The sequence below is a fragment of the Nocardioides sp. T2.26MG-1 genome (assembly GCF_950101795.1).
Lineage (GTDB): Bacteria > Actinomycetota > Actinomycetes > Propionibacteriales > Nocardioidaceae > Nocardioides.
The window spans coordinates 231,434-255,914 of record NZ_CATNLZ010000035.1 but is presented as its reverse complement, the minus strand read 5'-3'; the positions used below and the strand labels follow the sequence as shown (position 1 = coordinate 255,914).

At 72.6% G+C, this 24,481-nt stretch carries 25 protein-coding genes and 2 pseudogenes; 5 read left to right on the top strand and 22 right to left on the bottom strand.

Annotated features, from left to right (window positions below; all coding sequences use genetic code 11):
- Positions 1-126 precede the first annotated feature (126 nt).
- Positions 127-1,179, bottom strand: a complete 1,053-nt coding sequence (locus tag QQZ14_RS23175) for a LacI family DNA-binding transcriptional regulator (protein ID WP_284536790.1) — start codon at positions 1,177-1,179, stop codon at positions 127-129.
- 32 nt (positions 1,180-1,211) lie between these two features.
- Between QQZ14_RS23175 and QQZ14_RS23170 the strand changes: the two genes are divergently transcribed.
- Complete coding sequence (locus QQZ14_RS23170) at positions 1,212-2,369, top strand: MFS transporter (RefSeq protein WP_284536789.1); 1,158 nt, start codon at positions 1,212-1,214, stop codon at positions 2,367-2,369.
- Positions 2,370-2,379: 10 nt separating this feature from the next.
- On the opposite strand, the gene QQZ14_RS23165 is transcribed toward QQZ14_RS23170, so the two are convergent.
- The 11 genes and pseudogenes from QQZ14_RS23165 to rpsP all read right to left on the bottom strand — a co-directional run bounded on the left by QQZ14_RS23165 (position 2,380) and on the right by rpsP (position 8,986).
- On the bottom strand, positions 2,380-2,766 hold the full coding sequence (locus QQZ14_RS23165) for a hypothetical protein (protein ID WP_284536788.1): 387 nt from the start codon (positions 2,764-2,766) through the stop codon (positions 2,380-2,382).
- 289 nt (positions 2,767-3,055) lie between these two features.
- A pseudogene (locus tag QQZ14_RS25470) lies at positions 3,056-3,175 on the bottom strand (TadE/TadG family type IV pilus assembly protein); the annotation flags it as partial.
- 100 nt (positions 3,176-3,275) lie between these two features.
- Positions 3,276-3,584 (bottom strand): DUF2469 domain-containing protein, encoded by a 309-nt coding sequence (locus tag QQZ14_RS23160; RefSeq protein WP_011756688.1) that lies wholly within the window; start codon positions 3,582-3,584, stop codon positions 3,276-3,278.
- Positions 3,581-4,246 carry a ribonuclease HII gene (locus tag QQZ14_RS23155; protein ID WP_284536787.1) on the bottom strand — a complete coding sequence of 222 codons (666 nt, stop codon included), beginning with the start codon at positions 4,244-4,246 and terminating at the stop codon, positions 3,581-3,583. Before QQZ14_RS23155 ends, QQZ14_RS23160 begins: the two co-directional genes overlap by 4 nt.
- Before the next feature lie 6 nt (positions 4,247-4,252).
- Positions 4,253-5,056: a signal peptidase I gene (gene lepB, locus QQZ14_RS23150; protein ID WP_284536786.1), complete on the bottom strand. Its 804-nt coding sequence runs from the start codon at positions 5,054-5,056 to the stop codon at positions 4,253-4,255.
- 35 nt (positions 5,057-5,091) lie between these two features.
- Positions 5,092-5,442: a 50S ribosomal protein L19 gene (gene rplS, locus QQZ14_RS23145; RefSeq protein ID WP_284536785.1), complete on the bottom strand. Its 351-nt coding sequence runs from the start codon at positions 5,440-5,442 to the stop codon at positions 5,092-5,094.
- A gap of 203 nt (positions 5,443-5,645) precedes the next feature.
- Positions 5,646-6,818 (bottom strand): tRNA (guanosine(37)-N1)-methyltransferase TrmD, encoded by a 1,173-nt coding sequence (trmD, locus tag QQZ14_RS23140; protein ID WP_284536784.1) that lies wholly within the window; start codon positions 6,816-6,818, stop codon positions 5,646-5,648.
- Between the two features lie 4 nt (positions 6,819-6,822).
- On the bottom strand, positions 6,823-7,371 hold the full coding sequence (rimM, locus tag QQZ14_RS23135) for a ribosome maturation factor RimM (RefSeq protein WP_284536783.1): 549 nt from the start codon (positions 7,369-7,371) through the stop codon (positions 6,823-6,825).
- Positions 7,372-7,375: 4 nt separating this feature from the next.
- Positions 7,376-8,044: a GNAT family N-acetyltransferase gene (locus tag QQZ14_RS23130; RefSeq protein ID WP_284536782.1), complete on the bottom strand. Its 669-nt coding sequence runs from the start codon at positions 8,042-8,044 to the stop codon at positions 7,376-7,378.
- Between the two features lie 121 nt (positions 8,045-8,165).
- Entirely contained in the window at positions 8,166-8,408 is a 243-nt protein-coding gene (locus QQZ14_RS23125; RefSeq protein ID WP_284536781.1) for an RNA-binding protein, read from the bottom strand.
- Between the two features lie 5 nt (positions 8,409-8,413).
- A complete protein-coding gene (rpsP, locus tag QQZ14_RS23120; protein ID WP_284536780.1) occupies positions 8,414-8,986 on the bottom strand; it encodes a 30S ribosomal protein S16 in 573 nt (190 codons plus the stop codon).
- Positions 8,987-9,184: 198 nt separating this feature from the next.
- On the opposite strand from rpsP, the gene QQZ14_RS23115 reads away from it, so the two are divergent.
- Genes QQZ14_RS23115 through QQZ14_RS23105 form a run of 3 tightly spaced genes read left to right on the top strand, consistent with a single transcriptional unit; the run spans position 9,185 to position 11,524 of the window.
- Positions 9,185-9,781 carry a hypothetical protein gene (locus QQZ14_RS23115; RefSeq protein WP_284536779.1) on the top strand — a complete coding sequence of 199 codons (597 nt, stop codon included), beginning with the start codon at positions 9,185-9,187 and terminating at the stop codon, positions 9,779-9,781.
- Between the two features lie 33 nt (positions 9,782-9,814).
- Positions 9,815-10,618 (top strand): VanW family protein, encoded by an 804-nt coding sequence (locus QQZ14_RS23110; RefSeq protein WP_284536778.1) that lies wholly within the window; start codon positions 9,815-9,817, stop codon positions 10,616-10,618.
- Between the two features lie 33 nt (positions 10,619-10,651).
- Positions 10,652-11,524: a response regulator gene (locus tag QQZ14_RS23105; protein WP_284536777.1), complete on the top strand. Its 873-nt coding sequence runs from the start codon at positions 10,652-10,654 to the stop codon at positions 11,522-11,524.
- A 25-nt stretch (positions 11,525-11,549) separates the two neighbouring features.
- Here the strand turns inward: QQZ14_RS23105 and QQZ14_RS23100 are convergent, their stop codons facing one another.
- Together QQZ14_RS23100 and QQZ14_RS23095 are read right to left on the bottom strand one after the other, a co-directional pair.
- Positions 11,550-12,629: an amidohydrolase family protein gene (locus tag QQZ14_RS23100; RefSeq protein ID WP_284536776.1), complete on the bottom strand. Its 1,080-nt coding sequence runs from the start codon at positions 12,627-12,629 to the stop codon at positions 11,550-11,552.
- A 60-nt stretch (positions 12,630-12,689) separates the two neighbouring features.
- Positions 12,690-14,600: a glycoside hydrolase family 3 protein gene (locus tag QQZ14_RS23095; protein WP_284536775.1), complete on the bottom strand. Its 1,911-nt coding sequence runs from the start codon at positions 14,598-14,600 to the stop codon at positions 12,690-12,692.
- 274 nt (positions 14,601-14,874) lie between these two features.
- Between QQZ14_RS23095 and QQZ14_RS23090 the strand changes: the two genes are divergently transcribed.
- Entirely contained in the window at positions 14,875-16,038 is a 1,164-nt protein-coding gene (locus tag QQZ14_RS23090) for an ROK family transcriptional regulator (RefSeq protein ID WP_284536774.1), read from the top strand.
- Between the two features lie 109 nt (positions 16,039-16,147).
- On the opposite strand, the gene QQZ14_RS23085 is transcribed toward QQZ14_RS23090, so the two are convergent.
- The 8 genes and pseudogenes from QQZ14_RS23085 to QQZ14_RS23050 form a co-directional block, all read right to left on the bottom strand.
- Complete coding sequence (locus QQZ14_RS23085) at positions 16,148-16,516, bottom strand: NYN domain-containing protein (protein ID WP_284536773.1); 369 nt, start codon at positions 16,514-16,516, stop codon at positions 16,148-16,150.
- A 98-nt stretch (positions 16,517-16,614) separates the two neighbouring features.
- Positions 16,615-18,189 carry a signal recognition particle protein gene (ffh, locus tag QQZ14_RS23080; protein WP_284536772.1) on the bottom strand — a complete coding sequence of 525 codons (1,575 nt, stop codon included), beginning with the start codon at positions 18,187-18,189 and terminating at the stop codon, positions 16,615-16,617.
- Between the two features lie 200 nt (positions 18,190-18,389).
- A pseudogene (locus QQZ14_RS23075) lies at positions 18,390-20,615 on the bottom strand ([protein-PII] uridylyltransferase); the annotation flags it as partial.
- A 13-nt stretch (positions 20,616-20,628) separates the two neighbouring features.
- Positions 20,629-20,967 carry a P-II family nitrogen regulator gene (locus QQZ14_RS23070; protein ID WP_284536771.1) on the bottom strand — a complete coding sequence of 113 codons (339 nt, stop codon included), beginning with the start codon at positions 20,965-20,967 and terminating at the stop codon, positions 20,629-20,631.
- 167 nt (positions 20,968-21,134) lie between these two features.
- Complete coding sequence (locus QQZ14_RS23065) at positions 21,135-21,473, bottom strand: P-II family nitrogen regulator (protein WP_284536770.1); 339 nt, start codon at positions 21,471-21,473, stop codon at positions 21,135-21,137.
- Complete coding sequence (locus tag QQZ14_RS23060) at positions 21,470-22,783, bottom strand: ammonium transporter (protein ID WP_284536769.1); 1,314 nt, start codon at positions 22,781-22,783, stop codon at positions 21,470-21,472. Before QQZ14_RS23060 ends, QQZ14_RS23065 begins: the two co-directional genes overlap by 4 nt.
- 185 nt (positions 22,784-22,968) lie before the next feature.
- Complete coding sequence (ftsY, locus tag QQZ14_RS23055; protein WP_284536768.1) at positions 22,969-24,129, bottom strand: signal recognition particle-docking protein FtsY; 1,161 nt, start codon at positions 24,127-24,129, stop codon at positions 22,969-22,971.
- A 44-nt stretch (positions 24,130-24,173) separates the two neighbouring features.
- Complete coding sequence (locus QQZ14_RS23050; RefSeq protein WP_284536767.1) at positions 24,174-24,431, bottom strand: hypothetical protein; 258 nt, start codon at positions 24,429-24,431, stop codon at positions 24,174-24,176.
- Between the last annotated feature and the right edge of the window lie 50 nt (positions 24,432-24,481).

Genomic DNA, 24,481 nt, shown 5'->3' with positions numbered 1-24,481 from the left:
CTGTGCACGACCCTCTCCGAGGCGAGGGACAGCCCGCGCGTCGACGACGCACGGCTGTGGGCAGTCGTGCCGGAAGCCACGCTGTGCACGGAAAGCGGGCTCCGCCCCCGCCCCTGCCCAGCTCCGTCAGGTGCGCCGTGTGCTCGAGCGCGCCACGACCGACCAGGGCGCCGACCGGGACCGATGGCGGCCGCCCAGCGCGATTCGCGCACAGGTCGCGCCCTGGTCGCGCAGTGACTGGTGCACCGTGGTCAGACCCGCCTGCGCGGCGGCGGGCACGTCGTCCCACCCGGTGACGGCGAGGTCGCCCGGCACGGTCAGGCCGAGCGCACCGGCAGCGCGCAGCACGCCCAGCGCCTGCTGGTCGCTCATCGCGGCGATCGCGTCCGGCGGCTCGGCGGAGGTCAGCAGCGCGGTCGCGACCCGCTCGGCCTCGGCGACGTCGTTGCGGGCACACACCGCGACGACCACGTCGGCCCAGTCCGTCCCTGTCTCCTCGGCGGCTTCGCGATAGCCGGCCAGGCGGTCGCGGGTCACCGGGAAGAGCGCGTCGGCGAGGTCGACGCCCCGCGTGATCGTGCCGGCTCGGTCGCGGGAGACGGGCTGGCTCACGACCGCGGGACGGCGCGAGCCCGCGAAGGCGAGGTCACCGACCGCGCGCGCCGCGGCCCGGTTGTCGATGCTCACCCGCACCAGCCCCTCGACCCGCGAGCCGCCGTGGATGACCGCGGGACGCCGGGTCGCCAGGACCGCAGCCAGGGTCGGGTCGTCGTCGGTCGTCGTCCAGACCACGAACCCGTCGACGGCCGCATCGGCGATCCGGTCGGCGTCCTCCACGGCGCCGGTGATCGGCAGGATCGTCATCCCGAAGCCGCGCTCGGCGCACACCTCGGCGATCCCGGCCATGAAGGCGACGGCCGCCGGGTCGTCGAACGCGTAGGTGAGGTGCTCGCCGAGCACGACCCCGAGGGCCAGGGTGCTGCCCCGCCGCAGCGACCGGGCGCTCGGGTGCGGGCCGGCGTATCCCAGCTCGGCCGCCGCGGCGAGCACCTTGCCCCGCGCCTGCTCCGAGACCCGCTCGGGCCGGTTGTAGGTGTACGACGCGGTCATCACCGAGACACCGGCGAGCTCGGCGACCTGGGCGAGCGTCGCCCGCTTGGCTCCGAGGGTTCCCGCCATGGCACGACCCTAACGTGTGTATCGTTACACGCATGCCGCAGGTGTTCGTCCGGGACCGTCTCACCTGGGTCATGTACCTCGTGCTCGGATGGTTCGCCTACCTGCAGGCCGCGCCGGGGCTCGTGGTGCCGCACCTGCGCGAGGAGCTGGGCCTCAGCTACTCGACCGGTGGCCTGCACGTCGCGGCGTTCGCCGCCGGCAGCATGCTCGGCGGGCTCGTCTCCGCCCAGGTGGAGCGCCTCCTCGGCCGGGGCACCCTGCTGTGGGGCTCGGCGGGGCTGATGGGCGCCGGCGCCGTCGGGCTGACCGCCGGGCAGACGGCCGTGGTGACCATCGGCTCCGTCCTCGTCATGGGCACCGGCGGCGGCCTGCTGCTCGTGACCCTCCAAGCCGTGCTGTCCGACCAGCACGGCGACTTGCGGAGCGTCGCCCTCACCGAGGCCAACCTGTCCGCCAGCGTCGCCTATATCGTGCTCATCGGCGCCCTGTCGCTGACCGCGGTGCTGCACCTGGGCTGGCGTACGGCGCTCCTGCTGTCGCTGGTCGCGCCCGTGCTGCTGTGGTGGAGCAACCGCGGACTGACGATGGCCGCTCCCCCGGTCACCTCGGTCGCCAAGGAGCCACTGCCGCGACCGTTCTGGATCGCCGCCGGGATCCTGGTCTGCACGACGGCGGCGGAGTGGTGCGTCACCGGATGGGGAGCGAGCTTCGCCGAGGAGGCGGCCGACGTGTCGGCCGAGCGGGCCGTGTCGATGATGGGCGGCTTCTTCGTCGGGGTGCTCGTGGGCCGGACGCTCGGCAGCCGCCTGGCCCTGCGCATCGAGCCGACCCGGCTGCTCGGCTACGCCCTCGCCGTGAGCGGCGCCGGGTTCGCCGTTCTCTGGACGTCCACGGCGACCCCGCAGACGCTGCTGGGACTCACCGCCCTGGGTCTCGGGATCGGCAACCTGTTCCCGATGGGGATGTCCATCGCGGTCTCTCTGGCTCCCGGACGAGCCGTCCTGGCCACCGGTCGTGCCGTGACAGTGACGTCGCTGGCGGTGCTGGTCGCCCCGTTGACGGTGGGGGCGATCGCGGACGCGACGTCGCTGAAGTCCGCGCTGCTGGTCGTGCCTGTGGTGCTGGCGCTGGCCGGCGTCGGGCTCACCGCGGTCGTCCGCGCGACGACGCCCGTGGGCACGTCGGCCTGAGACAGCGGCGTCAGCCGCGGAGTACAGGGCTCGTGCACGTCGGGTGGTCGAGCAGCAGGACGTCCGCGTCCGCGGTCCGTAGACCGACGAGGTCGGAGACGGGACCCAGGATCGTGCCGTTCACGCCGTTCACGATCGGCGTGACGATCGTGGTCGCGACGGCGTTGAGGACCGCGGTCGCCTGGCCGAGCGAGAGCGAGCCGACCGAGACGGACGCAGCCTCGAGAGCCGCGGCCGGGAGCTGCGCCGCCGTTCCGCCGTTGGAGTACGGCGTGTCGTAGCCGTGCGGCGGGACCGAGATGGCCACCGTCGTCGCGACGCCGTTCGGCGTCGGCTTCGCGACGATGCTGCCGTCGATCGTCACGGGCAGCAGGCCGAACAGGAGGTCCAGCCTCACCCTGACCGGCACCGTGAGCGTCGCCGCCAGCAGGCGCACATGGACGACGCGTTGTTCGTGCAGGCAGCGACGGTGAGCGTGCACGTCCCGGCGGACTGCCAGGCCCCATCGACCTTGTGCTGAGGGCCGGGCCGTTGCAGCGCACGCCGTAGCTCCCCAACGCGGCGTCGACTGCTGCCCGCATCGCGGTCTCGAGGGTCGCGGTGGCGGTCCCGCTCGGCTTCACCGCCGCGGCGCGGGCGCCCTCCGCGGCACCCGGCTCAGGGCCTGCCGGAAGCAGCATGTAGCCGTAGCCGATGATCCCGAACAGCAACAGCAGCAGCACCGGGACCACCAGTGCGAACTCGACCGCCGCAGCTCCGCGTTCGCGGTCCCGCTCGCGCAGTCGGCGCGCCACCCCACCGGCCATCGGTCCACCTCGGCGTCAGAGGGCGGTCCCCACGGCCGCCGTGGCGCGCGCCACGTCCGCGGGCGATTCGGCAGGACTGGTCTGGTCCGGCTGGGCCGGGTCAGGCCTTCGGCGGGTCGATCTCGGAGGGGCTCAGCTCCTCGACGTTGACGTCCTTGAACGTCAGCACCTTCACGTTCTTGGCGAACCGGGCCGGGCGGTACATGTCCCACACCCACGCATCGCTCATCGAGACCTCGAAGAACACGTCGCCCGCCTCGGTGCGGGCCTTCACGTCGACCTGGTTGCAGAGGTAGAAGCGGCGGTCGGTCTCGACGACGTACTTGAAGATCCCGACGACGTCGCGGTACTCGCGATAGAGCGTCAGCTCCATCTCGGTCTCGTACTTCTCGAGGTCCTCCGCGCTCACGTCGTCGACTCTATCCCGGCGGCGCGGCGGACGTTGACGAAGCGCATCCGGTGGATCGGCGACGGCCCGTGCTCGGTGAGCGCGGCGGCGTGCACGTCGGTGATGTAGCCCTTGTGGGTCTTGAAGTCGTACGCCGGCCACTGCGCGTCGAGCTCGGTCATGATCCGGTCGCGGGTGACCTTCGCGAGCACCGAGGCGGCGGCGATGCAGGCCGCGACGCGATCGCCCTTCCACATCGCCAGGCCGGGGACCCCAAGTCCGTCGACCGGGAACCCGTCGGTGAGCACGTACGACGGCGGCAGCTCCAGCAGCGCGACGGCGCGCCGCAGCGCCTCGACGTTGGCGACGTGCATGCCGAGCCGGTCGCACTCCTCGTGCGACACGACGACCACCGACCAGGCGAGGGCTCGCCGCACCACCTGGTCGTAGCAGCGCTCGCGGGCCTTCTCGGTCAGCAGCTTGGAGTCGGCGAGGCCGGGGATGATGCCGGCCCTGCCGGGCGGGAGGATCGCGGCGCCGGCGACCAGCGGCCCGGCACAGGCCCCGCGGCCGGCCTCGTCGACGCCCGCGATCGGCTCGATGCCGTGGCGACGCAGCGCGCGCTCGTACCCGTAGATCCCGGCGTCTTTGCGGATCGTCGATCCGCGGGGCAGCTCACTCACGGCCGGCTAGGAGGGGTCTGGCACGTCCGCGAAGGTGTCGGGACGATGCAGGAACTTGAAGTGGTCGCTGGGCCACAACAGCACGAACACCTTCCCGACGACGTCTCCGACGTCGACATAGGGGTTCTTGGTGCAGTCGGTCTCCTCGGGTTTGCACATGTGGAACGAGGAGTCCGCGGAGTTGTTGCGGTTGTCCCCCATCACGAAGATCCGGCCCTCGGGGATCGGTCCGATCTCCCAGTCCTTGCCGCAGCTGTCGACCATCGGGCCGTAGCAGTCGGCGCCGCCGAGGCGGGCGTAGGACTTCTCGTTCAGGGGCTGGCCGTTGACCAGGATCCGGCCCTGCGCGTCGCAGCAGGAGACCGTGTCGCCGGCGACGCCGATCACCCGCTTCACCAGGTGGCCGCCCGAGGGGTAGAGGCCGACCTTGGACAGCAGCTTCGCGACCCCGTTGGTCGGGCCGGCGGACTCCTCGGCGGACAGCCAGCCGTTCGGGTCCTTGAACACCACCACGTCGCCTCGCTCGGGGCTCCCACCGAGCCAGTACGACACCTTCTGCACCAGGATCCGGTCGTTCTTGACCAGCCCGGGCTCCATCGACTGCGACGGGATGTAGAACGCCTGCACGAACAACGCCTTGATCACGATGGCGAGCACGACGGCGATCCCGAGGAGCAGGATCGTCTCCTGCCAGACCGGCAGGTGCTTCTTCTTCGCGGGCTTCGACGCCGGTGCCTGGGCAGACGAAGACCGCGACCCAGTCTCGTCAGGTTCGGCGACGGACGTGGAGTCGCGGTCTTCGGAAGTCACGCTGGTGAGCGTAGTCAGGCTGCCTGAGATTTCCCTCAGCCCTCGCGGCGCTCCTTGATCTTCGCCTTCTTGCCGCGCAGGTTGCGCAGGTAGTAGAGCTTGGCGCGGCGGACGTCACCGCGGGTCACGATCTCGATCTGCTCGAAGATCGGGGAGTGAAGCGGGAAGGTGCGCTCGACACCGACGCCGAAGGAGACCTTGCGGACGGTGAAGCTGCGACCCACGCCGGAGCCCTGGATGCGGATGACGACGCCCTGGAAGACCTGGACGCGGGACCGGTTGCCCTCGACGACCTTCACGTGCACCTTGACGGTGTCGCCGGCCCGGAAGTCGGGGAGGTCGGTGCGCTTGCTCGCGTTGCCGAGCTCGGTGATGACGTTGCTCATGTCTCTCCTCGCGAGTGCCACAGGTCAGCCGCGGTATCGGAACCGTTGAAGTTGTGGACCCAGTCTGTGCTGGCCGGCGGCGCCATGTCCCCCCTGTGGCAGGGACCGGTGCGGACCCCCGGCGGACGAGTCCTCCGGGCGATCCTTGTTTGGCCGACTGGGCCGAGGAGCAAGTCTGCCACAGCGGGGGCGCTGCGCAGAAATCACCTGCGGACAGGTTTGGTCATCCGTACGACGCCGGGCTCGATCTCGCCTCGGAGCCGGTATCCGGCCTTCTTGTAGATCCGCTGGTTGCGGGTGCTGCCGGCGCCGGTGAACAGGGCGTACGTCGTGGCCTCGGGCGGCGCCAGCCCCTCGATCCGGGCCAGGAGGACGCGTCCCAGGCCGCGGCCCGCGAGGTCGGGGGCCACCATGAGCCGCCCGACCTCCCACGCCTCTCCGTCCAGTGAGGCCCGCACCGCGCCGACCAGGCGCCCGGCCGCGCGGGCGACCACCACGGTGTCGCGCGCCAGCCACGCCCGGGCGTCGTCGAGCGACTCGTGGAGCGCCGGGATGCGCACCCCGGGGTTGTCGTGCATCTCCTGCACCCAGCAGGCCAGCTGGAGGACGTACAGCTCTCCGGCGTCGGCCGGCACGGCCGCGCGCAGCTCGACGCCCTCGAGCGTCGTCGAGGGGTGCAGCAGGTCGGGGCGCCGCCGCCCTGTGCGCCGTTCGGCCTGCTCGCGGCGCCACGCGGCGATCGCGGCGTGGTCGCCCGACAGCAGCACGGGGGGCACGTCGCGGCCCCGCCAGGACGGAGGCTTGGTGTAGACGGGGTACTCCAGGAGGCTCGCCCCCGAATAGGACAGAGCGTGGGACTCCTCGAGCAGCGACTCGGCGTTGCCCATGAAGCCGGGCACCAGCCGGACCACGGCCTCGGTGACCGCGAGCGCGGCCACCTCTCCCCCGTTGAGCACGTAGTCGCCGAGCGAGATCTCGCGCAGCTCGGCCCGCTCCGCGACCTCGTCGAGCACCCGCTGGTCGATGCCCTCGTAGCGCCCGCACGCGAACACCAGCCGCTCGCGGGTCGCGAGCTCGCGTGCGACCGCCTGGGTGAACGGCTGCCCCGACGGGGTGGGGACCACGACCGTCACGCCCTCCGCGGGCCCCGCGCCGAGCAGGTCGTCGAACGCCTCGCCCCACGGCTCCGGCTTCATCACCATGCCCGCGCCGCCGCCGTACGGGGTGTCGTCGACCGTGCGGTGCCGGTCGTGGGTCCACTGGCGCAGGTCGTGCACCTGCACGTCGATGAGGCCCTTCTCGCGTGCCTTGCCGGCCAGCGAGAGCCCCAGGGGGGCGAGGTACTCCGGGAAGATCGTCAGGACGTCGATGCGCACGTCGTCAGTCGTCCTCGGGCAGCGGCGTGACGAGGCCGGGCCGGTCCGCGACCACCAGGCGGTGGGCGGCGAGGTCGACCTCGGGCACGAGCGCCTTCACGAACGGCACCAGCGCGTCCCGGCCGTCGGGGGTGCGGATCGTCAGCAGGTCCTGGGCACCACCGTGCACCAGGCCCGTGACCTCGCCGAGCGCGGCGCCCGAGACGTCGTACGCCGCCAGCCCGATCAGCTGGTGGTCGTAGAACTCGTCGGGGTCGTCGGGCGAGGCGTCCGCGGGGATCGTGGCGTGCAGCAGGATCCCGCGTGCGGCCTCGGCGGCACTGCGGTCGGGGATCCCCTCGAAGTGCACGAGCAGCGTCGACTGGTGCCAGCGCATCGTGGCGACGGTCAGCTCGCGCTGCGCGAACGCGGACCCACGGGGCGGCTCGGCCCGCAGGACGGTGCCGGGCGCGAACCGGCGGTCGGGCTCGTCGGTGCGCACGTCGAGGGTCACCTCGCCGCGCAGGCCGTGCGGCTTGCCGATCCGGCCCACCAGGACCTCGATGCTCTCCACGCGGTCAGGGTAGGGGGTCGGCACCGTCGAGCCCGACGAGGCGTCGGAACGCGGGCAGCCCCTCGACCTCCAACGGGTCACCGCGGACCAGGGCGCCCGGGGTCAGCACCAGCTGCTGGTTGACGGCGAGCTCGCCCGGCCGGCGCTCGAGCCGTTGCCGGCCGTTGTCCCGATAGCCGACCTTGCGCGAGACCGCCAGCGAGGCCGGGTTGTCAACGAACGCACCCGAGGTCACCTCGGCAGCGTCGAGGTGGTCGAACGCGAAGGCGCAGATCGCCTGGCGCATCCGGGTGCCGATCCCCCGGCCCTGGTGTGCGCGTCCCAGCCAGGACCCGGTCTCCCCGGTGCGCGTCGTGAGGAAGCGTCGGGTGCGGAGTCCCTGGCTGCCGACCAGCACGCCGTCGTACCAGACCCCGAGCTCCAGGGCCCACGCGGAGGACGAGTACTCGGCCCGGTTGCTCCAGTGGTACGCCGCGGTGCCGCGGACCAGGGCGCCGGGCTCGGCGTCGGTCCACGGCACGTAGAACGGCATCTGGTCCGGCGGGTGGATGCCGTCGCGCGCGAGGGCGCACAGGCCGAGCAGGTCGTCGTCGGTGATCCCGCGGAGCTCGAGGGGTCCCGCGGCGATGCGGAGCCCGAGCACCGGGTGCAGGTCGGCGAGGGTGAGCGTCATCCCCCGACCCAACCGAGCAGGGCCCGCTCGCGCAACCGCGTTGTCGGGCCCTGGACGCGCCACGGGCGCCGTCCCAGGGGGACGGCGCCCGTGTGCGCGTGCGTGCTGGTGACGCCTCGTGCTAGGGGCGCCGGTCGACGTCGACGAAGTCGATCCGCGCGCCGCCGCGACCCGCCAGCGCGGAGATCACGGTGCGGAACGCGGTGGCCGTGCGCCCGCTGCGACCGATCACCTTGCCGAGGTCGTCGGGGTGCACCCGGACCTCGAGGATCGAGCCGCGGCGCAGCTGCTTGTCGCGGACACTGACGTCGTCGGGGTGTTCGACGACACCGCGCACCAGGTGCTCGAGCGCCTCGGCGAGCATGCCGCTCAGGACTCCGCCTTCTCAGTGCCCTCCGCAGCCTCGGCCGCCTCGGCCGCGACCTCGGGGGTCTCGTCGGCGGGGACCGGAGCCGGGGCCTCGGTGGGCGCCTCGGCCTCGGCCGGCGCCTCGGCGGGAGCCTCGGCAGCAGTCTCGGTCTCGGCCTCCGCGGGCTTGGCCTCGGCCTTCTTCTTCGACGAGGCCGCCTTCTTGGTCACCGCGTCGCCCTTGGGCTCGCTCGCGGCCTCCTTCAGCGCCTCGTTGAAGACCTCGAGCTTGTCGCGCTTGGGCTCGGCGACCTTGAGGGTGCCCTCCTGGCCCGACGTGCCCTTGAACTTCTGGAGGTCGCCGGTGATCTTGAGGATCTTGGCGACGGCCTCGGTCGGCTGCGCGCCGACACCGAGCCAGTACTGCGCCCGATCGGAGACGACGTCGATGTACGACGGGTTCTCCTTCGGGTGGTACTTGCCGATCTCCTCGATCACCCGTCCGTCGCGCTTCTTGCGCGAGTCGACGACGACGATGCGGTACTGCGGCACCCGGACCTTGCCCAGGCGCTTCAAACGGATCTTGACGGCCACGTTTGTGGTGTCTCCTCGGAAGTTGTGTGTGGGTGAAGGGCACCGTGACCAGGTGGGGAAAGCACCGGCCGGGACCTTCGATGGGCTCTGCGGCGTCCGGGTGAGAGGGTCCGGGCGCGCAGGACTCAGCGGCCTATCCTGCCAGAGGGCTCGTCGCGGCGAAAATCGGGCGGCCCGGAGATCGGGCAGAGTCGTCCCATGACCCAGCTGCCGCCACCCTACGGCCCGTCCCCGGTCCCGCCGCGACCAGCCAAGCCCCGGCCCAGCGCGTGGTGGTTCGGGCTCGGGATCGCGCTGATCCTCTCGGCCGTGGCGGCGGGCGTCGGGCTGTTCGTCTGGACGCTGTCCGCGTTCCTGCAGACCGACGTCGAGGTGGTACGCGACGGCGAGGCGCACGCGGTCGAGGTCTCCACCGACGGCGACCTGATGCTGTGGAGCTACGACTTCGAGTCCCGGCCCTCCTGCAGCGTCGTCGACCGGGCCACCGGCGACGAGATCGAGCTGCGGCGTCCCGGAGGCGAGTTCCGCCGTGACAGCGGCACCGCCGGCGACTGGGTCGGCACCTGGCGCTTCGATCCGGGCTCCGGCGACCTCGAGGTCAGCTGCACCGCCACCGACTCGAGTCCGCTGTCGACGGTCGAGATCGGTCCGGCCCCACGGATCGGCAGCTTCGTGGTCGGCATCCTGGCCACGATCGTCGTGCCGCTCCTGCTGTTCCTGGCCGGCGTGGCGGTGCTGCTCGTCACCGGGATCCTCTGGTCGGTGCGGCCCGCCAGGACCCCCGCCGCGCCCTGACAACCAACCGGCGGGCGGGGGCGTCCCAGCAGCATGACTCCCTCGCAGCGCTTCCCCTGGCTGAGGCCGGCGGCGGTGCTCGCGCACCGCGCCCGACGCCGGGCGCGGTGGCTGACGAGCGGCGCGGACTGGGCGTCGTACCGCTCCCCCGCCGACCTGCCCGTCCGGGTCCACCGCCACGGCTCGCTGCTGCTGCGGCAGCTTGAGGGTGCCGAGATGGTGCTGCAGCACAACAAGGTGGTCAACCTCAGGCTCGCGAGCGCACGCACCGACCGGCTGGTGATCCGGCCGGGCGAGACGTTCTCGTTCAACAAGGTCGTCGGCAGCTGCTCGCGCCGCAAGGGCTACATCGAGGGCATGCGGCTCTCGGACGGGGCGCCCGTGCCGGGTGTCGGCGGCGGCATCTGCCAGCTGGCGAACCTGCTGCACTGGATGTTCCTGCACTCCCCGCTCACCGTGCTCGAGCGCAGCGAGCACAGCTTCGACCCGTTCCCGGACAACGGCCGGGTGCTGCCATGGGGCGTGGGCTGCACGATCGTCTACAACTACGTCGACCTGGTGGTGCGCAACGACACCGCGGCGACGTTCCAGCTGCGTACCTGGGTCGGTGAGCGGCACCTGTACGGCGAGCTGCGCGCCGACCGGGAGCTGCCGGTGTCCTACTCGGTCGCCGCGCGCGACGAGCGGTTCGAGGTGGGCGAGGACGGGTTGGTACGCCGCAGCAACGAGATCTGGCGGACCGTGATCGACCGGCGCACCGGCGTACCTGTCGCCGACGAGCTGGTCCGCCGCAACCGTGCCGTGGTGAAGTACGCCGCGCCGTACCTCGTTCGCTGACCGGGGGCGCCCGCGCCTGAGATACTCGCTGCTGTGTCCCACGTCTCGGTCGAAGCCCGCCCCGTAGCCCTCGTCATCGACGACGACCAGGACACGGTGGACCTGCTGGAGATCGTGCTGACCCAGGCCGGGTTCGAGGTCGTCACCGCGACCAACGGCGCCGACGGGATCGCCCTCGCGCTGGAGCACCACCCGACCCTGGCGACGATCGACGTCACGATGCCCGGGATGGACGGTCTGGAGGTCACGCGCCGGGTCCGGGAGGCGACCAGCACCTACATCGTGATCATCAGCAGCCGCTCGCAGGAGCACGACGTGCTGGCCGGCTTCGACGCGGGGGCCGACGACTACGTCCCCAAGCCGATCCGCCCCCGCGAGCTGCAGGCCCGCCTGGCCGCGGCCGCACGCCGCCCGATCTCCTCGATCACCGACGGCTCGGCGGAGGCCTGGGAACCGGCTGCCGCCCACCCGTCCCCGCCGTCGGACCTGCACCTGGTCGCCCCGGACCGGTCGACCCAGGCCGAGGGCGGCCACGACGGCCCGGAGGGAATGCACGAGCGCGGCGTGCGGTTCGTCGGCAGCTGGATCGAGTTCAACGGGCTGCGGATCAACCCGTCCCGCGACCTCCTCGTCGTCGACGACCGGCTGGCCAACGCACTCCCCGAGCAGGTCAAGCTCATCGAGACGATGCTGTACGCCGGCACCTCGACGCTGGGTTGGCGTCAGCTCGCGCTGCGCTACCGCGGGCAGACCGAGGAGACCTCGACCCGGTCGCCCCTGGAGGACCGCGCCTGGTTCGACTCGGAGATGGAGGGGCTGCTGGCCCTGATCGGCGACGACGACGCCCAGCCGCGCTGGTTCCGGGTCCGCAACGGCCGACTCAAGCTGGTCGACCCCACCGGCTGACCCGGCGGGGCCTGACGAGGCTCACTCAGGCCACGACCCGGCCGCGCAGCACGACCGCCGCGGGCCTGAGCAGCACCGAGAGGTCCTCGAGCGGGTCGGTGTCGTAGACGACGAAGTCCGCGGGTGCGCCCTCCTCGAGACCGGCGTTCCAGCCGAGCCACTCCCGGGCCCGCCAGGATGCCGCGCCCAGCGCGTAGTCGGCCGGCAGGCCGAGGGCGGTCATCGCGATCACCTCGCCGGCGATGTTGCCGTGCCGGCTGATGCCGCCGCCGTCGGAGCCGGCGTAGAGCGCGACCCCGGCCTCGTAGGCCGCCATCACGGTGTCGCGGCGGCGGATGTAGAGGTCGGTGATCGTCGAGGTGTAGGCGGGGAACTTGGCGCGGCCGGCCGCGGCGTACTGCGGGAACTTGTCCAGCTGCATCACGGTCGGCACCAGGGCGACACCGCGGGCCGCCATCGTCTCGACCTGGTCGGGGTGCAGGCCGGTGCCGTGCTCGATGCAGTCGATCCCGGCCTCCAGCAGCCCGGCGAGCACCTCGTGCCCGAAGCAGTGCGCCGTCACCCGGGCACCGTGCTCGTGGGCGACCCGGATCGCCTCGGCGAACGCCTCCTCCGGGAAGGACGGCGCCAGGTCGCCGGCGTCGCGGGAGATCCAGTCCCCCACGAGCTTCACCCACCCGTCACCGCGCTCCGCCTCGCGGGCCACCACCGACGCCAGCTCCTCGGGCTCGACCTCGTGGGCATAGTTGCGGATGTAGCGCCGGGTACGCGCGATGTGCCGTCCCGCGCGGATCAGCCGGGGCAGGTCCTCGCGCTCGTGGACCCAGCTGGTGTCGGCCGCCGAGCCGCAGTCGCGGATCAGCAGCGCGCCCGCGTCCCGGTCGGCGACCGCCTGCTCCTCGGTGGCCTCCCGCGAGATCGCGCCGTCGTCGTCGAGGCCGAGGTGGCAGTGCGCGTCGACCAGCCCCGGCACGATCCAGCCGTCGACGGCCCGCTCGGAGCCCGCCACCGGGTCGTAGGTGACCCGGCCGTCGACCACGGACAGGGTGCGCGGCTCACCGTCGGGCAGGACGGGGCCGGAGAACCGGAGCGCAGGCGCGACCATGCCCCGGACGGTACCCGTCGGGGACGGTACGTCCGGGGCAGGCCCCCCGCCGATCCGTGGTCAGCGGGTGCGCAGGCCGAAGCCGTAGCGGTAGAGCGGGTCGTAGCCGGGGTCGCCGACGTTGATCGGCTCCTGGGCGACGGTCCGCGGCCAGCTCACCGGCAGCTTGCCGGTGAACGGGCGTCGGCCGAACAGCACGTCGCTGACGCCCGCGCCCTCGCTGCCGGGCAGCCAGGAGGCGACCAGTGCGTCGATCTGGCGCAGCAACGCCGGCGGGATCACCATCGGGCGTCCGGAGACCACGACCACCGTGCACGACTTGGCCTGTGCGCAGACCTTCTGCACCGCGCGGGTGTCCGCGTCGGAGAGCCGCATCGTCTGCTTCTGCCGCGGGACGCCGCCGTCGGCGGGGTCCCAGGCCCACTGCGGGCCGCCGACGTCGCCGAAGCCCTCGGCGTACGGCGTCTCGCCGACGACCACGATGCCGTCGGCCTTGCGCGGGATCCGCTTCTCGGCGGTCTCGCTGTAGGTGACTGCGCCCCGCGCGGACCTCTCGATGCCGTCGAGGATGGTGGTGCCGGGCACGACGTTGGTCGAGCCGCCCTGCCAGGTGAGCGTCCAGCCGCCGGTCTGGTTGCCGATGTTGTCGGCGTTGCTGCCCGCGACGTACACGTCGTGGTTGCCGCGGAGCGGGAGCGTGTGCCGCTGGTTGCGCAGCAGCACCTGGCTCTCGGCGGCCGCCTGGCGGGCGACGGCGTGATGGGCCTTGCTGCCGATCTGGGCGAGGTGGGTGCGGTCGGTGAAGGGGTGCTCGAAGAGACCGAGCTCGAACTTCGCGGTGAGGATCCGCGACACCGCGTCGTCGATGCGCGCCATCGAGACCTGGTCGGTGTCGACCAGCTGGGTCAGCGTCGGGATGAACTCGTCCCAGCCGGTGGGGTTGTTGGGTGCCTGGATCGGCTCCATGAACATGTCGACGCCCGCGTTGACCGACGTCTTCACCTGGTCGGCGTACGTGCCGGGCAGCTGCCGGATCGCGCGCCAGTCGGAGATCACGAAGCCGTCGAAGCCCTGCTGCTGCTTGAGCCACGTGGTGAGCAGGTCGGCGTTGGCGTGCATCTTGACGGCGTCGTCGGTGTCGCCGCCGTTGAAGTCGGTGCTGGAGAAGGACGGCATCACCGAGCCGACGTGGTGCTCCTTGATCGCCGGGACGTACGGCGCGAGCGCGAGCCGGTCGAACTCCGCGCGGGTGACCCGGTCGATGCCCTGGTCGATCGGGTAGGAGCCGGTGTCGGCGAGCGAGTCGTCGTACGCCGTCAGGCCGTCGCCCGCGAAGTGCTTGGCGGTGGCGAGCACGCGGTCGGGCTCGTCGAGCTGGCCGGGAGCGCCCTGCAGCCCGTCGATCGCGGTCTCCATCGACGTCACCAGGGACGGGGTCTCGCCGAAGCTCTCGTAGGTGCGGCCCCACCGGTCGTCGCGGGCCACGCAGATGCACGGCGCGAACACCCACTGCGGTCCGCTAGCCCGGGTCTCCTCGGCGGTGATGTGGCCGATCCGCTCGACCAGCGCCGGGTCACGGGTGGCGCCGAGCCCGATGTTGTGCGGGAACACGGTCGCGCCCAGCAGGTTGCCGTGGCCGTGGACCGAGTCGACGCCGTACAGCAGGGGGATGCCGAGGGGCGTGTCGAGCGCCGCCTGCTGGTAGCGATCGACCATGTCGGCCCAGGCCGTGGGGGTGTTCTCGGCGGGGACCGAGCCGCCGCCGGACAGCACGCTGCCGAGCCGGTTGTCGGTGATCAGGGACGGGTCGGCGTCGACGTCGACGCGCTCGGCCTGGGTCATCTGCCCGATCTTCTCCGCGAGCGACATCCGGCCGAGCAGGTCGGCGACCCGCTGCGGCACGGGGAGGCCGGGGTCCTGGTAGGGCAGGGCCTCGTCGGCGTCGGCCGCGGTCTGGGGCTGGAGGAGCACGGCCGCGAGGGCCCCCGCGGCGAGCGCCGCGAGCAGCGCCGGACGACGGCGGCGCCAGGCCCGACGAGGGGCCCGACGAGGGGCCGGACGAGGGGCTGGACGAGAGGAGGGACGGGGGGTGGGGTCGCTTGACATGGGGTCTCCTTGCCCGAGCAAGTAGTGGTAAGCGATCCCCAACGTAGGAAGGCGAATACTCCGAGTCAATGCGTAAAGATCGCGTAACAGGGGCTTGTTTGTTCTTCTTCCGGACGAATCGTGCCTACGCTCGGTGGTCATGGCGATGACCAGCTCCCTCGAGCGTCTGCGGGACACGAACCGGCGCTCGATCACCTCCCTGCTCGCGGCCGAGGGGCCGATGAGCCGGGCCGACCTCGTCCGCGGCACCGGGCTGTCCCGCACGACCGTGTCGAGCCTGGTCGGTGACCTGATCTCGACCGGGCACGTGGTGGAGACGACCGACCGGGGCCGACCGCACAAGGGCGGCAGCGGCCGCCCGCCGCTGCTCGTCGCGCTCAGCACGCCGGCCGGTGGCGTCGCCGGGGTCGACATCGGCCACGGTCACGTCCGCGTCGCCGTCGCCGACCGGGTCGGCACCGTGCTGGCCGAGGAGACCGCCGAGGTCGACGTCGACGAGGACGGCGCGGTCGCCCTCGACCGGGCGGCCCGGATGGTGCGGCAGGCGCTGCAGGCCGCCGGGCTCGAGCTGTCCGACCTGCACGCGGTCGGCATGTGCGTGCCCGCTCCCCTGGACCGGCGCTCGGCGAGCATCCGGACCGGCATCCTGCCGGGCTGGCGCGAGCTGACCCCCGGCGACGAGCTGCACCGCCGGCTGGGCGTGCCGGTCTTCGCGGACAACGACGCCAACCTCGGCGCGCTCGCCGAGCTCGGCCAGGGGGCCGCGCGGGGCTCGAGCGACCTCGTCTACGTCAAGGTCGCCAGCGGCCTGGGGGCCGGCATCGTGCTCGGCGGGCGCCTGCACCGGGGCGCCAGCGGCATCGCGGGCGAGCTCGGCCACGTCCAGGTCGACGAGGACGGCCAGGTGTGCCGCTGCGGCAACCGCGGCTGCCTGGAGACGCTGGTGTCGGCGCCGCGGCTGCTGGCGCTCCTGCAGCCGGCGTACGACGTCCCCCTCTCGATCGAGCGCATCCTCGCCCTCGACGACGACGGCGACGCCGGGGTGCGGCGCGTGCTCAGCGACGCGGGACGGGCCGTGGGCCGGGCCCTCGCCGACCTGTGCAACAACCTCAACCCGGAGCTGGTGGTCGTCGGCGGGTCCCTCGGGGCGTCGACCTCGCTCGGCGAGGGCATCCGCGCGGCCGTCGACCGGTTCGCCCAGCCGGACACCGCCGCCGCCCTCACCGTGGTCTCGGGCGACCTCGGCGACCGTGCCGAGGTGGTCGGCGCGGTGTCGCTGGCGATCGCGCGGGTGTCGGTCTGAGGGGCTGAGCCCGGCCCCCCCGGGCGGTGCCGGGACCATCGAGACACCACAACTGGCTGTCCCCGCCCGGCGTGTCGCAGCCGTTCCGGGTGTCTCGACGGTGGGGGGGTCAGAGCTGGTCGAGCAGCCAGGACGGACCCAGCGCGACCGCGCCGACGCCCTGCACGCGGGCCTGCAGCATCCGGTCGGCGGTCACGACCGCAACCCGGCCGCCCCGCTCGACCGCGGCCCGGGCCTGCTCGACGATCGTGTCGTCCCCGTGACCCTTGGCGTGCACGGTGCGCACGTGGCCGTCACGGCCGGCTCTGGCCCCGGCCTTGGCCGCGCCCTCGAGGACCAGCACGACCTCGTCGTACGCCGTGTCAGCGACCAGCAGCCGCTCGTGCAGCCGGCGGGCCGCCCCGGCCCGGTCCTTCCACCAGCCGTCCGGCCGGCTGCCGACGACGTTGGCCGCGTCGACGACGAGCGTGGTTGCCATCAGCCGCACCGAACCGCGAGCGAAGCGAGCCTGGTTCGGCGGAACAGGAGGACGGGGAGCACAGCGACCACGACGCCTTCCGAAGTCGACGAAGTCGACTACTTGAGGAACCTGGAGAAGTCCTGGGGCAGGTTGAGGGCGGCGGCGGCCTTCTCGTAGTCCAGCTCCTCCTCGCCGGCGGGGGTGCCGAACGGGTTGGCCTGGGCGGCCTTGGCCTTCTCCTTCTCGGCGGCCGCCTGCTGGGCGGCCTTGGCCGGGTTGCCGGAGACCCGCTTGCCCTTGCCCTTCTTGGGGGCCTGCTTGGCCTTGGTCCGCTTGCCGCCCATGCCCGGCATCCCGGGCATGCCCGGCATCCCCGGGATGGAGCCGCCCTTGGCGAGCGACATCATCATCTTGCGGGCCTCGAAGAAACGGTCGACGAGCTGGTTGACGTCGGAGACCTGGCGACCGGAGCCGCGGGCGATGCGGGCCCGGCGGGAGCCGTCGATGATCTTGGGGTTGGCGCGCTCGGCGGGCGTCATCGACTGGATGATCGCCTGGATGCGGTCGATCTCGCGCTCGTCGAAGTTCTCGAGCTGCTCGCGGAACTGGCCCATCCCGGGGAGCATCCCCATGATCTTGGACATCGAGCCGAGCTTGCGGACCTGCTGCATCTGCTCGAGGAAGTCGTCGAGGGTGAACTCGCCGCCCTGCCCGGTGAGCTTGGCGGCGGCCTTGGCGGCCTGCTCCTGGTCGAAGGCCTTCTCGGCCTGCTCGATCAGGGTCATCACGTCACCCATGTCGAGGATGCGCGAGGCCATGCGGTCGGGGTGGAAGAGGTCGAAGTCGGTGAGCTTCTCGCCGTTGGACGCGAACATCACCGGCTTGCCGGTGATCGAGGCGATCGAGAGCGCGGCTCCACCGCGGGCGTCACCGTCGAGCTTGGTGAGCACGACGCCGTCGTACCCGACGCCGTCGAGGAAGGCCTGGGCGGTGACGACGGCGTCCTGGCCGATCATCGCGTCGACGACGAAGAGCACCTCGTCGGGCTGCACGGCGTCGCGGATGTCCGCGGCCTGCTGCATCATCTCGGCGTCGACGCCGAGACGGCCCGCGGTGTCGACGATCACGACGTCGTGCAGCTTGCGCTTGGCCTCCTCGAGGGAGGCGCGCGCGACGCCGACCGGGTCTCCGACGCCGTTGCCCGGCTCGGGGGCGAAGACGGGGACGCCGGCGCGCTCGCCGTTGACCTGCAGCTGGTTGACCGCGTTGGGTCGCTGGAGGTCGGCGGCCACGAGCAGCGGGCTCTTGCCCTGCTCCTTGAGCCAGAGCGCGAGCTTGGCGGCCAGCGTCGTCTTGCCGGCACCCTGGAGGCCGGCGAGCATGATCACGGTCGGGCCGGTCTTGGCGTAGCGCAGCCGGCGGGTCTCGCCGCCGAGGATCGCGACGAGCTCCTCGTTGACGATCTTGACGACCTGCTGGGCGGGGTTCAGCGCGCCGCTGACCTCCTCGCCGCGGGCCCGCTCCTTGACGGCGCCGACGAACTCCTTGACCACGGGCAGCGCGACGTCGGCCTCGAGGAGGGCGATCCGGATCTCACGCGCGGTGGCGTCGATGTCGGCCTCGGAGAGCCGGCCCTTCCCCCGGAGGTTCTTGAAGGTGTCGGCGAGCCGGTCGGAGAGTGTGGCGAACAAGGATGCGTCCTACGGGCTTGGCGGCAAGTCTGGCGCGCCCCAGCCTAGTCGGCGGGTCGTCGAGCGGGCGCATCCTGCCCGGGGAGGCCCGCCTCAGGAGTCCCACAGGTTTCACCTGGCAGCCGGAACCCTCACGACACGCCGGTGCCGCTCGGCGTGTCGTGCGGGGTTCGGCTGTCAGCAGCCGAACCCCGCGAGCCTCACCCCACCACCGTCAGCGCGGCGCGTACGGCGTGCGCGGCCTCGGCCGCCCGCTGGTCGCTGAGCGCGCCGGCCGAGGCCTCCTGGAGGTAGAACACATCCACGGCCTGAGGCCCGAGCGTGTCGACGTGGGCCGAGCGCACCGCGATGTCCAGGGCGGCCAGCGCCGCGCAGACCAGGTGGATGACGCCGAGACGGTCGGCGGCGCGCACCTCGAGCACCGTCGACTGGTCCGAGGCCTCCGGCCGGATCACCACCGACGGGTCGAGCGCGGCGGCGGGGCCGGTGGGCCGCAGCCGACGGGCGGCGTCGACCCGGCCCTCGACCACGGCCTCGTAGCGCTGCCGGAGCACGGCCGGGTCGAGGTCGGGCTCCCCGACCTCCCACACGGACACGCCGTACTGGTCCTGCGCCCACGCCCGCGCCGCCCGCACCGGGATCCGCTGGAGGGCCAGCGTCGCGGCCAGGTCGGCGAGCAGGCCGACCCGGTCGGGGGCGATGACGGTGACCCGCGAGCCGTCTCCGGCAGCCTCGACGCTGATCGACGCGGAGCCGCGGCGCACCTCGCGCGGTACGTCGACGTCGTCCACGACGATCGCGGGCAGCGGCTCGCCCGAGTCCAGCGCGGCGCTCGCCCGGCGGGCGAGGTCCTGGATCAGTCCCGCGCGCCACGACGACCACGCCTTAGGTGCGGTCGCGCGGGCGTCGGCCTCGGTCAGCGCCACGAGCAGTCCGAGCGCCTCGGCGGAGCCGATGCGGGAGGCGACGAGCTCGACGGTGGCGGGGTCGTCGGGGTCGCGGGTGGTGGCGGTCTCCGCGAGCAGCAGATGGTGGCGCACCAGCCGGGCGATGAGGTCGACCGCGTCGGGTGCGAAGCCCATCCGCTCGGCGGCGGCCCGCGCGATCGGCTCCCCCGCCACGCTGTGCTCGGTCAGGCTGCCCTTGCCGATGTCGTGCAGCAGCGCAGCCACCATCAGCACGTCGGGCCGGGCGACCGAGCGGATCAGCGTCGACGCCTCCACACAGGTCTCCACCACGTGCCGGTCCACGGTGAACCGATGGATCGCGGAAGCGTGCGGCAGCAGCCGGATCCGCTCCCACTCCGGCAGGAACCCGTCCAGGGCGCCGGTCTCCTCCAGCGTCTCCCACACGCCGAGCAGCCCGCGGCCGGAGGCGAGCAGGCGCACGAGCAGCTGACGCACCTCCGTCGGCCAGGGCGTCGGGAGCGGCGCACACTCGCGCACCAGCCGCGCCGCGGTGGCCGGCGCGAGCACGGCGTCGTGCTCGGCGGCCAGCGCGGCCGCGCGCAGCAGCAGGGCCGGGTCGACCGCGGGCCGCGCCCGCGCGTCCAGGACCACCTCGCCGGCCGAGAGCGCCACCCCGGGCGCGAGCGGGGCGAGGGCGGGCCGCCGGGCCCCGCGGTACGACGCCGGGCGGGCCAGCACGGCCTCGACCCGCCGCCACGTCAGGTGCGAGAGGTGGGTGATCCGGCGCCCGAGCTCCCGCACGTGCACCTGGGCAGCTCGGGCGTCGTCGAGACCCAGCCGGTGCGCGACGTCGCTCCACATCTCCGGCGCGATCCGGTCGCTGGCCCGGCCGGCGGTCTCGTGCACCATGTCGCGCACGTCGAGGAGCGCGAGGCGGGTGCGCTCCACCTCGACGTGCGGCACGTCGACCAGCCAGGTCGCGACCAGCGCCTTGAGCACGGTGGCGTCGCGCAGCCCGCCCTCCGCCTCCTTGAGGTCGGGCACCGAGAGGTGGGCGAGCTCGCCGACGAGCTCGTGCCGCGAGCGCACCAGGTCCCGTAGCGCCGGGAGCCGCTCGCGCGCCGAGCGCCGCCAGTGGGCCAGCATCGTGGTCCGCAGCCGCATGGTGATCGCGGGGTCGCCGGCCAGGTGGCGCACGTCGAGCAGCCCGAGCGCGACCTTGAGATCGCCCTCGGCGGCCGCCAGCATCTCGGGCAGCGTCCGCACCGAGTGGTCGAGCTTGGCGCCCGAGTCCCAGAGCGGGTACCAGACCTGCTCGGCGACCGACCGGATGTCGACGCCCTCGTCCGAGACGAGGACGACGTCGAGGTCGGAGTACGGCGCCAGCTCGGCGCGCCCGTAGCCGCCGACCGCGACGAGCGCGGCACCGACGTCGGGCCCGCCGCAGTCCGCGTAGGCGCCGGAGCACAGGGCGTCGGCCGCAGCGGCCCGCTGGGCCCGGTCCGCGGCGCTCATGCGGGCCCCCGGGCGCTCAGAGCGCGCCCTCGTCCCGCTCGCCGGTGCGCACCCGCACCACGGACTCGACCGGCGAGACCCACACCTTGCCGTCGCCGATCTGGCCGGTCGCCCCCGAGGCGACGATCGCGTCGACGATCGGCGCCGCGTCGTCGTCGGCCACCACGATCTCGACGCGCAGCTTGGGCACCAGCGTCACGTCGTACTCGGCCCCCCGGTAGACCTCCTTGTGTCCCTTCTGCCGGCCGTAGCCGCTGACCTCGCTCACGGTCATGCCGCTGACGCCGGCGGTCTCGAGGGCGACCCGGACGGCCTCCCACTTGTGCGGCTTGATCACGGCGGTGACGAGCTTCATGGCTACTCCCTCGAGGGGCCGGCCGCTGGAGGACCGGGGCGGAGGACAGGGGCGGAGGACGGGGCCGGACGCAGGTGGGGCCGATCATGCCGGATCGCGCAGCGCGGCCCGGCCCCCCAGCGGGGAGCCGGGCCGCACGGTGTCCCGGTAGCGATCCCAGGGCCGCCTCAGAGTGCGGCGGCGTCCCGGTCGCCGGTGCGGACCCGGACGACGGTCTCGACCGGGCTGACCCAGACCTTGCCGTCGCCGATCCGCCCGGTCTGCGCGGTCTTGACCACGATGCCGACGACGTCGTCGGCATCGTCGTCGCCGACCACGATCTCGATGCGGATCTTGGGCACGAGCGCGATGTCGTACTCCGCGCCCCGGTAGACCTCGGTGTGCCCCTTCTGGCGCCCGTAGCCGCTGACCTCGCTGACGGTCATGCCCGTCACGCCGAAGGTCTCGAGCGCCTCGCGGACGTCCTCCCACTTGTGCGGCTTGATCACCGCGGTCACGAGCTTCATGCGTTGACTCCTTCGGAGACCGTGTTCTTGGCGAGCACGGAGGTGGAGGTGCCCGTACTACCGAGCCCGCTGTGCAGGTCGTACGCCGTCTCACCGTGCTGGGCGAAGTCGATGCCGTCGACCTCACCCTCCTCCGGCACCCGCCAGCCGATCGTGAACTTGATCGCGAAGGCGATGAGCCCCGTGAAGACGGCCGACCAGACGATCGCGATCAGCGCGGCCATGACCTGGTCGCCGAGGGAGCCCAGGCCCCCGCCGTAGAACAGGCCGTCGATGCCGCCCGGGGCGTCCGCGGAGGACACCAGGCCGATCAGCACCGTGCCGATCACGCCGCCGACCAGGTGGACGCCGACGACGTCGAGCGAGTCGTCCAGGCCGACCTTGAACTTCAGACCAACCGCCCAGGCGCACGCGCCGCCGGCCACAGCGCCGATGAGGATCGCACCCGGCAGCTCGACCGCACCGCACGACGGCGTGATCGCCACCAGGCCGGCCACGATGCCCGAGGCGGCGCCCAGCGAGGTCGCCTTGCCGTGCAGGATCCGCTCGACGAGCAGCCAGGCGAGCATGGCCGCGCAGGTCGCGATCGTCGTGTTCAGGAACGTCACGCCGGTCTCACTCTGGAACTGCGCCGAGAGGGCCGACGGGTCCGCCAGGGACTCCTCGCTGAGGACGATCGAGCCGACGTTGAAGCCGTACCAGCCGAACCACAGCAGGCCGGCACCGAGCATCGTCAGGGTCAGGTTGTGCGGCCGCATCGGCTCCTTGCCGAAGCCGACCCGCTTGCCGATCACCAGCGCCAGCACCAGACCGGCGACACCGGCATTGATGTGCACGACGGTCCCCCCGGCGTAGTCCTGGGCGCCGAAGTGGTCGGAGATGAACCCGCCGCCCCAGACCATGTGGCCGATCGGGAAGTAGCTCAGCGTCACCCAGAACGGCAGGAACACGATCCAGGACGACAGCTTCACCCGGTCCGCGATCGCTCCCGAGATGAGCGCAGCGGTGATGGCGGCGAACGTCATCTGGAACATGACCGCGATGTAGCCGTCCGAGGTGACGTCCTTGAGGCCGAACAGGTCGAACGGGTTGGCGAACAGGCTCCCGACGTCGTTCGGGCCGAACGTCATCGACCAGCCCCAGAGCACGTAGACGATGGCCACGACGCCCATGGAGACGTAGGACATCATCATCATGTTCAGCACGGACTTCGACCGGCTCATGCCGCCGTAGAACAGCGCCAGGGCCGGAACGGTCATCATCAGGACGAGGGCTGTCGCCACCAGCATGAAGGCGTAATAGCCGTCCACGGAACCTCCAGGGATCACATCTCGGGAGGGCGGTCACGGCCACGACCGCACTGTCGCTCCGGGGTCCGCCCCATTGGCAGACACCTTGTTGGCCGGAGGTTTCGACGTCCGCCACCGCATGTTGCAGCGATGCAACGAGTCCCTGGTCGGTGTTACTTCCGTGTTACGGCCGGGCGGCGGCCGGCTCAGCCGAGCAGCGCGTCGACGAACGCGCCGGCGTCGAACGGCGCCAGGTCGTCGGCGCCCTCCCCCAGGCCCACGAGCTTGACCGGGACGCCGAGCTCGCGCTGGACCTGGACGACGATGCCGCCCTTGGCGGAGCCGTCGAGCTTGGTGAGCACGATGCCGGTGACGTTGACGACCTCGCTGAACACCCGGGCCTGGATCAGCCCGTTCTGCCCGGTGGTGGCGTCGAGCACCAGCAGCACCTCGGTGACCGGCGCCTGCTTCTCGATCACCCGCTTGACCTTGCCGAGCTCGTCCATCAGCCCGGCCTTGTTCTGCAGCCGGCCCGCGGTGTCGACGATCACCGTGTCGGCCTGGGTGTCCACGCCCTCCTTGACCGCCTCGAACGCGACGCTGGCGGGGTCGGTGCCCTCGGGGCCGCGCACGACGTCGACGCCGACCCGCTCCCCCCAGGTGGCCAGCTGCTCCACGGCGGCGGCGCGGAACGTGTCGGCGGCGCCGAGCACGACCTTGCGGTACTCGGCGACCAGGATCCGCGAGATCTTGCCGACGGTCGTGGTCTTGCCCGAGCCGTTGACGCCGACCACCAGCACCACGCCGGGCATGCCGTCGAGACCGCTCACGTGCAGCCGGCGGTCCATCGTCGGGTCGACCAGGGTCAGCAGCTCCTCGCGCAGCACCGCGCGGAGGTCGTCGTGGGCGCCCTCGACCCGGAGCCGGGTGCGCAGCCGCTCGACGAGCTCCTGGGTCGGCGCCACGCCGACGTCCGCGGTGAGCAGGGTGTCCTCGATGGACTCCCAGGTGTCCTCGTCGAGGCGGTCGCGCGAGAGCAGCGCGAGCAGGCCGCGGCCCAGGCCGCCCTGCGACCCGGCCAGGCGCTGGCGCAGCCGCACCAGGCGGGAGGCGGTGCCTTCGGGCCTCTCGAGGCCCGGGGCGGCCGGGGCGGGTGCCTCGGGCTCGAGCGTCGCCGGCGGTGCGCTCACCTCGACCGGCGGCGCGCCGGCCTCGGCCTCCTCGGGCGTCTGGACGATCACCCCGGTGTGGGTGTTCGGCAGCGGCGCCGGCGTCCGCCGCCGGGTGACGACCAGGCCGACCACCGTCGCGATGAGGCCCAGCGCCACGACGGCGATGGCGATGATCAGCAGCAGCACGGCGTCCATGCGGTCAATCCAACCAGAGCGCGTCGACGATGCCTCGATCGAGGCTAGGCGCGATGCGTCCGGTCGTCCGGGGCCTGCTGGGCCTGCGGGCGCCCCCGCAGCGCGCTGTGGAGGTCGGGGCGCTCATCGGGGTCGTGCTCCTCCGGCGCGATCGTGGGCGCGGCCTCGACCGCCTTCGTCATCGCCTCACCCAGCCACGGCGCGGCGGGGATCTGCTCGCCACGATGCGGGTAGGCGACGTAGAGCACCACCAGGCCGGCGAGCACGAGGATCAGCATCATCACGACGACGATCGGCAACAACGGGGCACACCTCCGAGACTGGGGACACGACCGCCGTACCCCTCCCATCA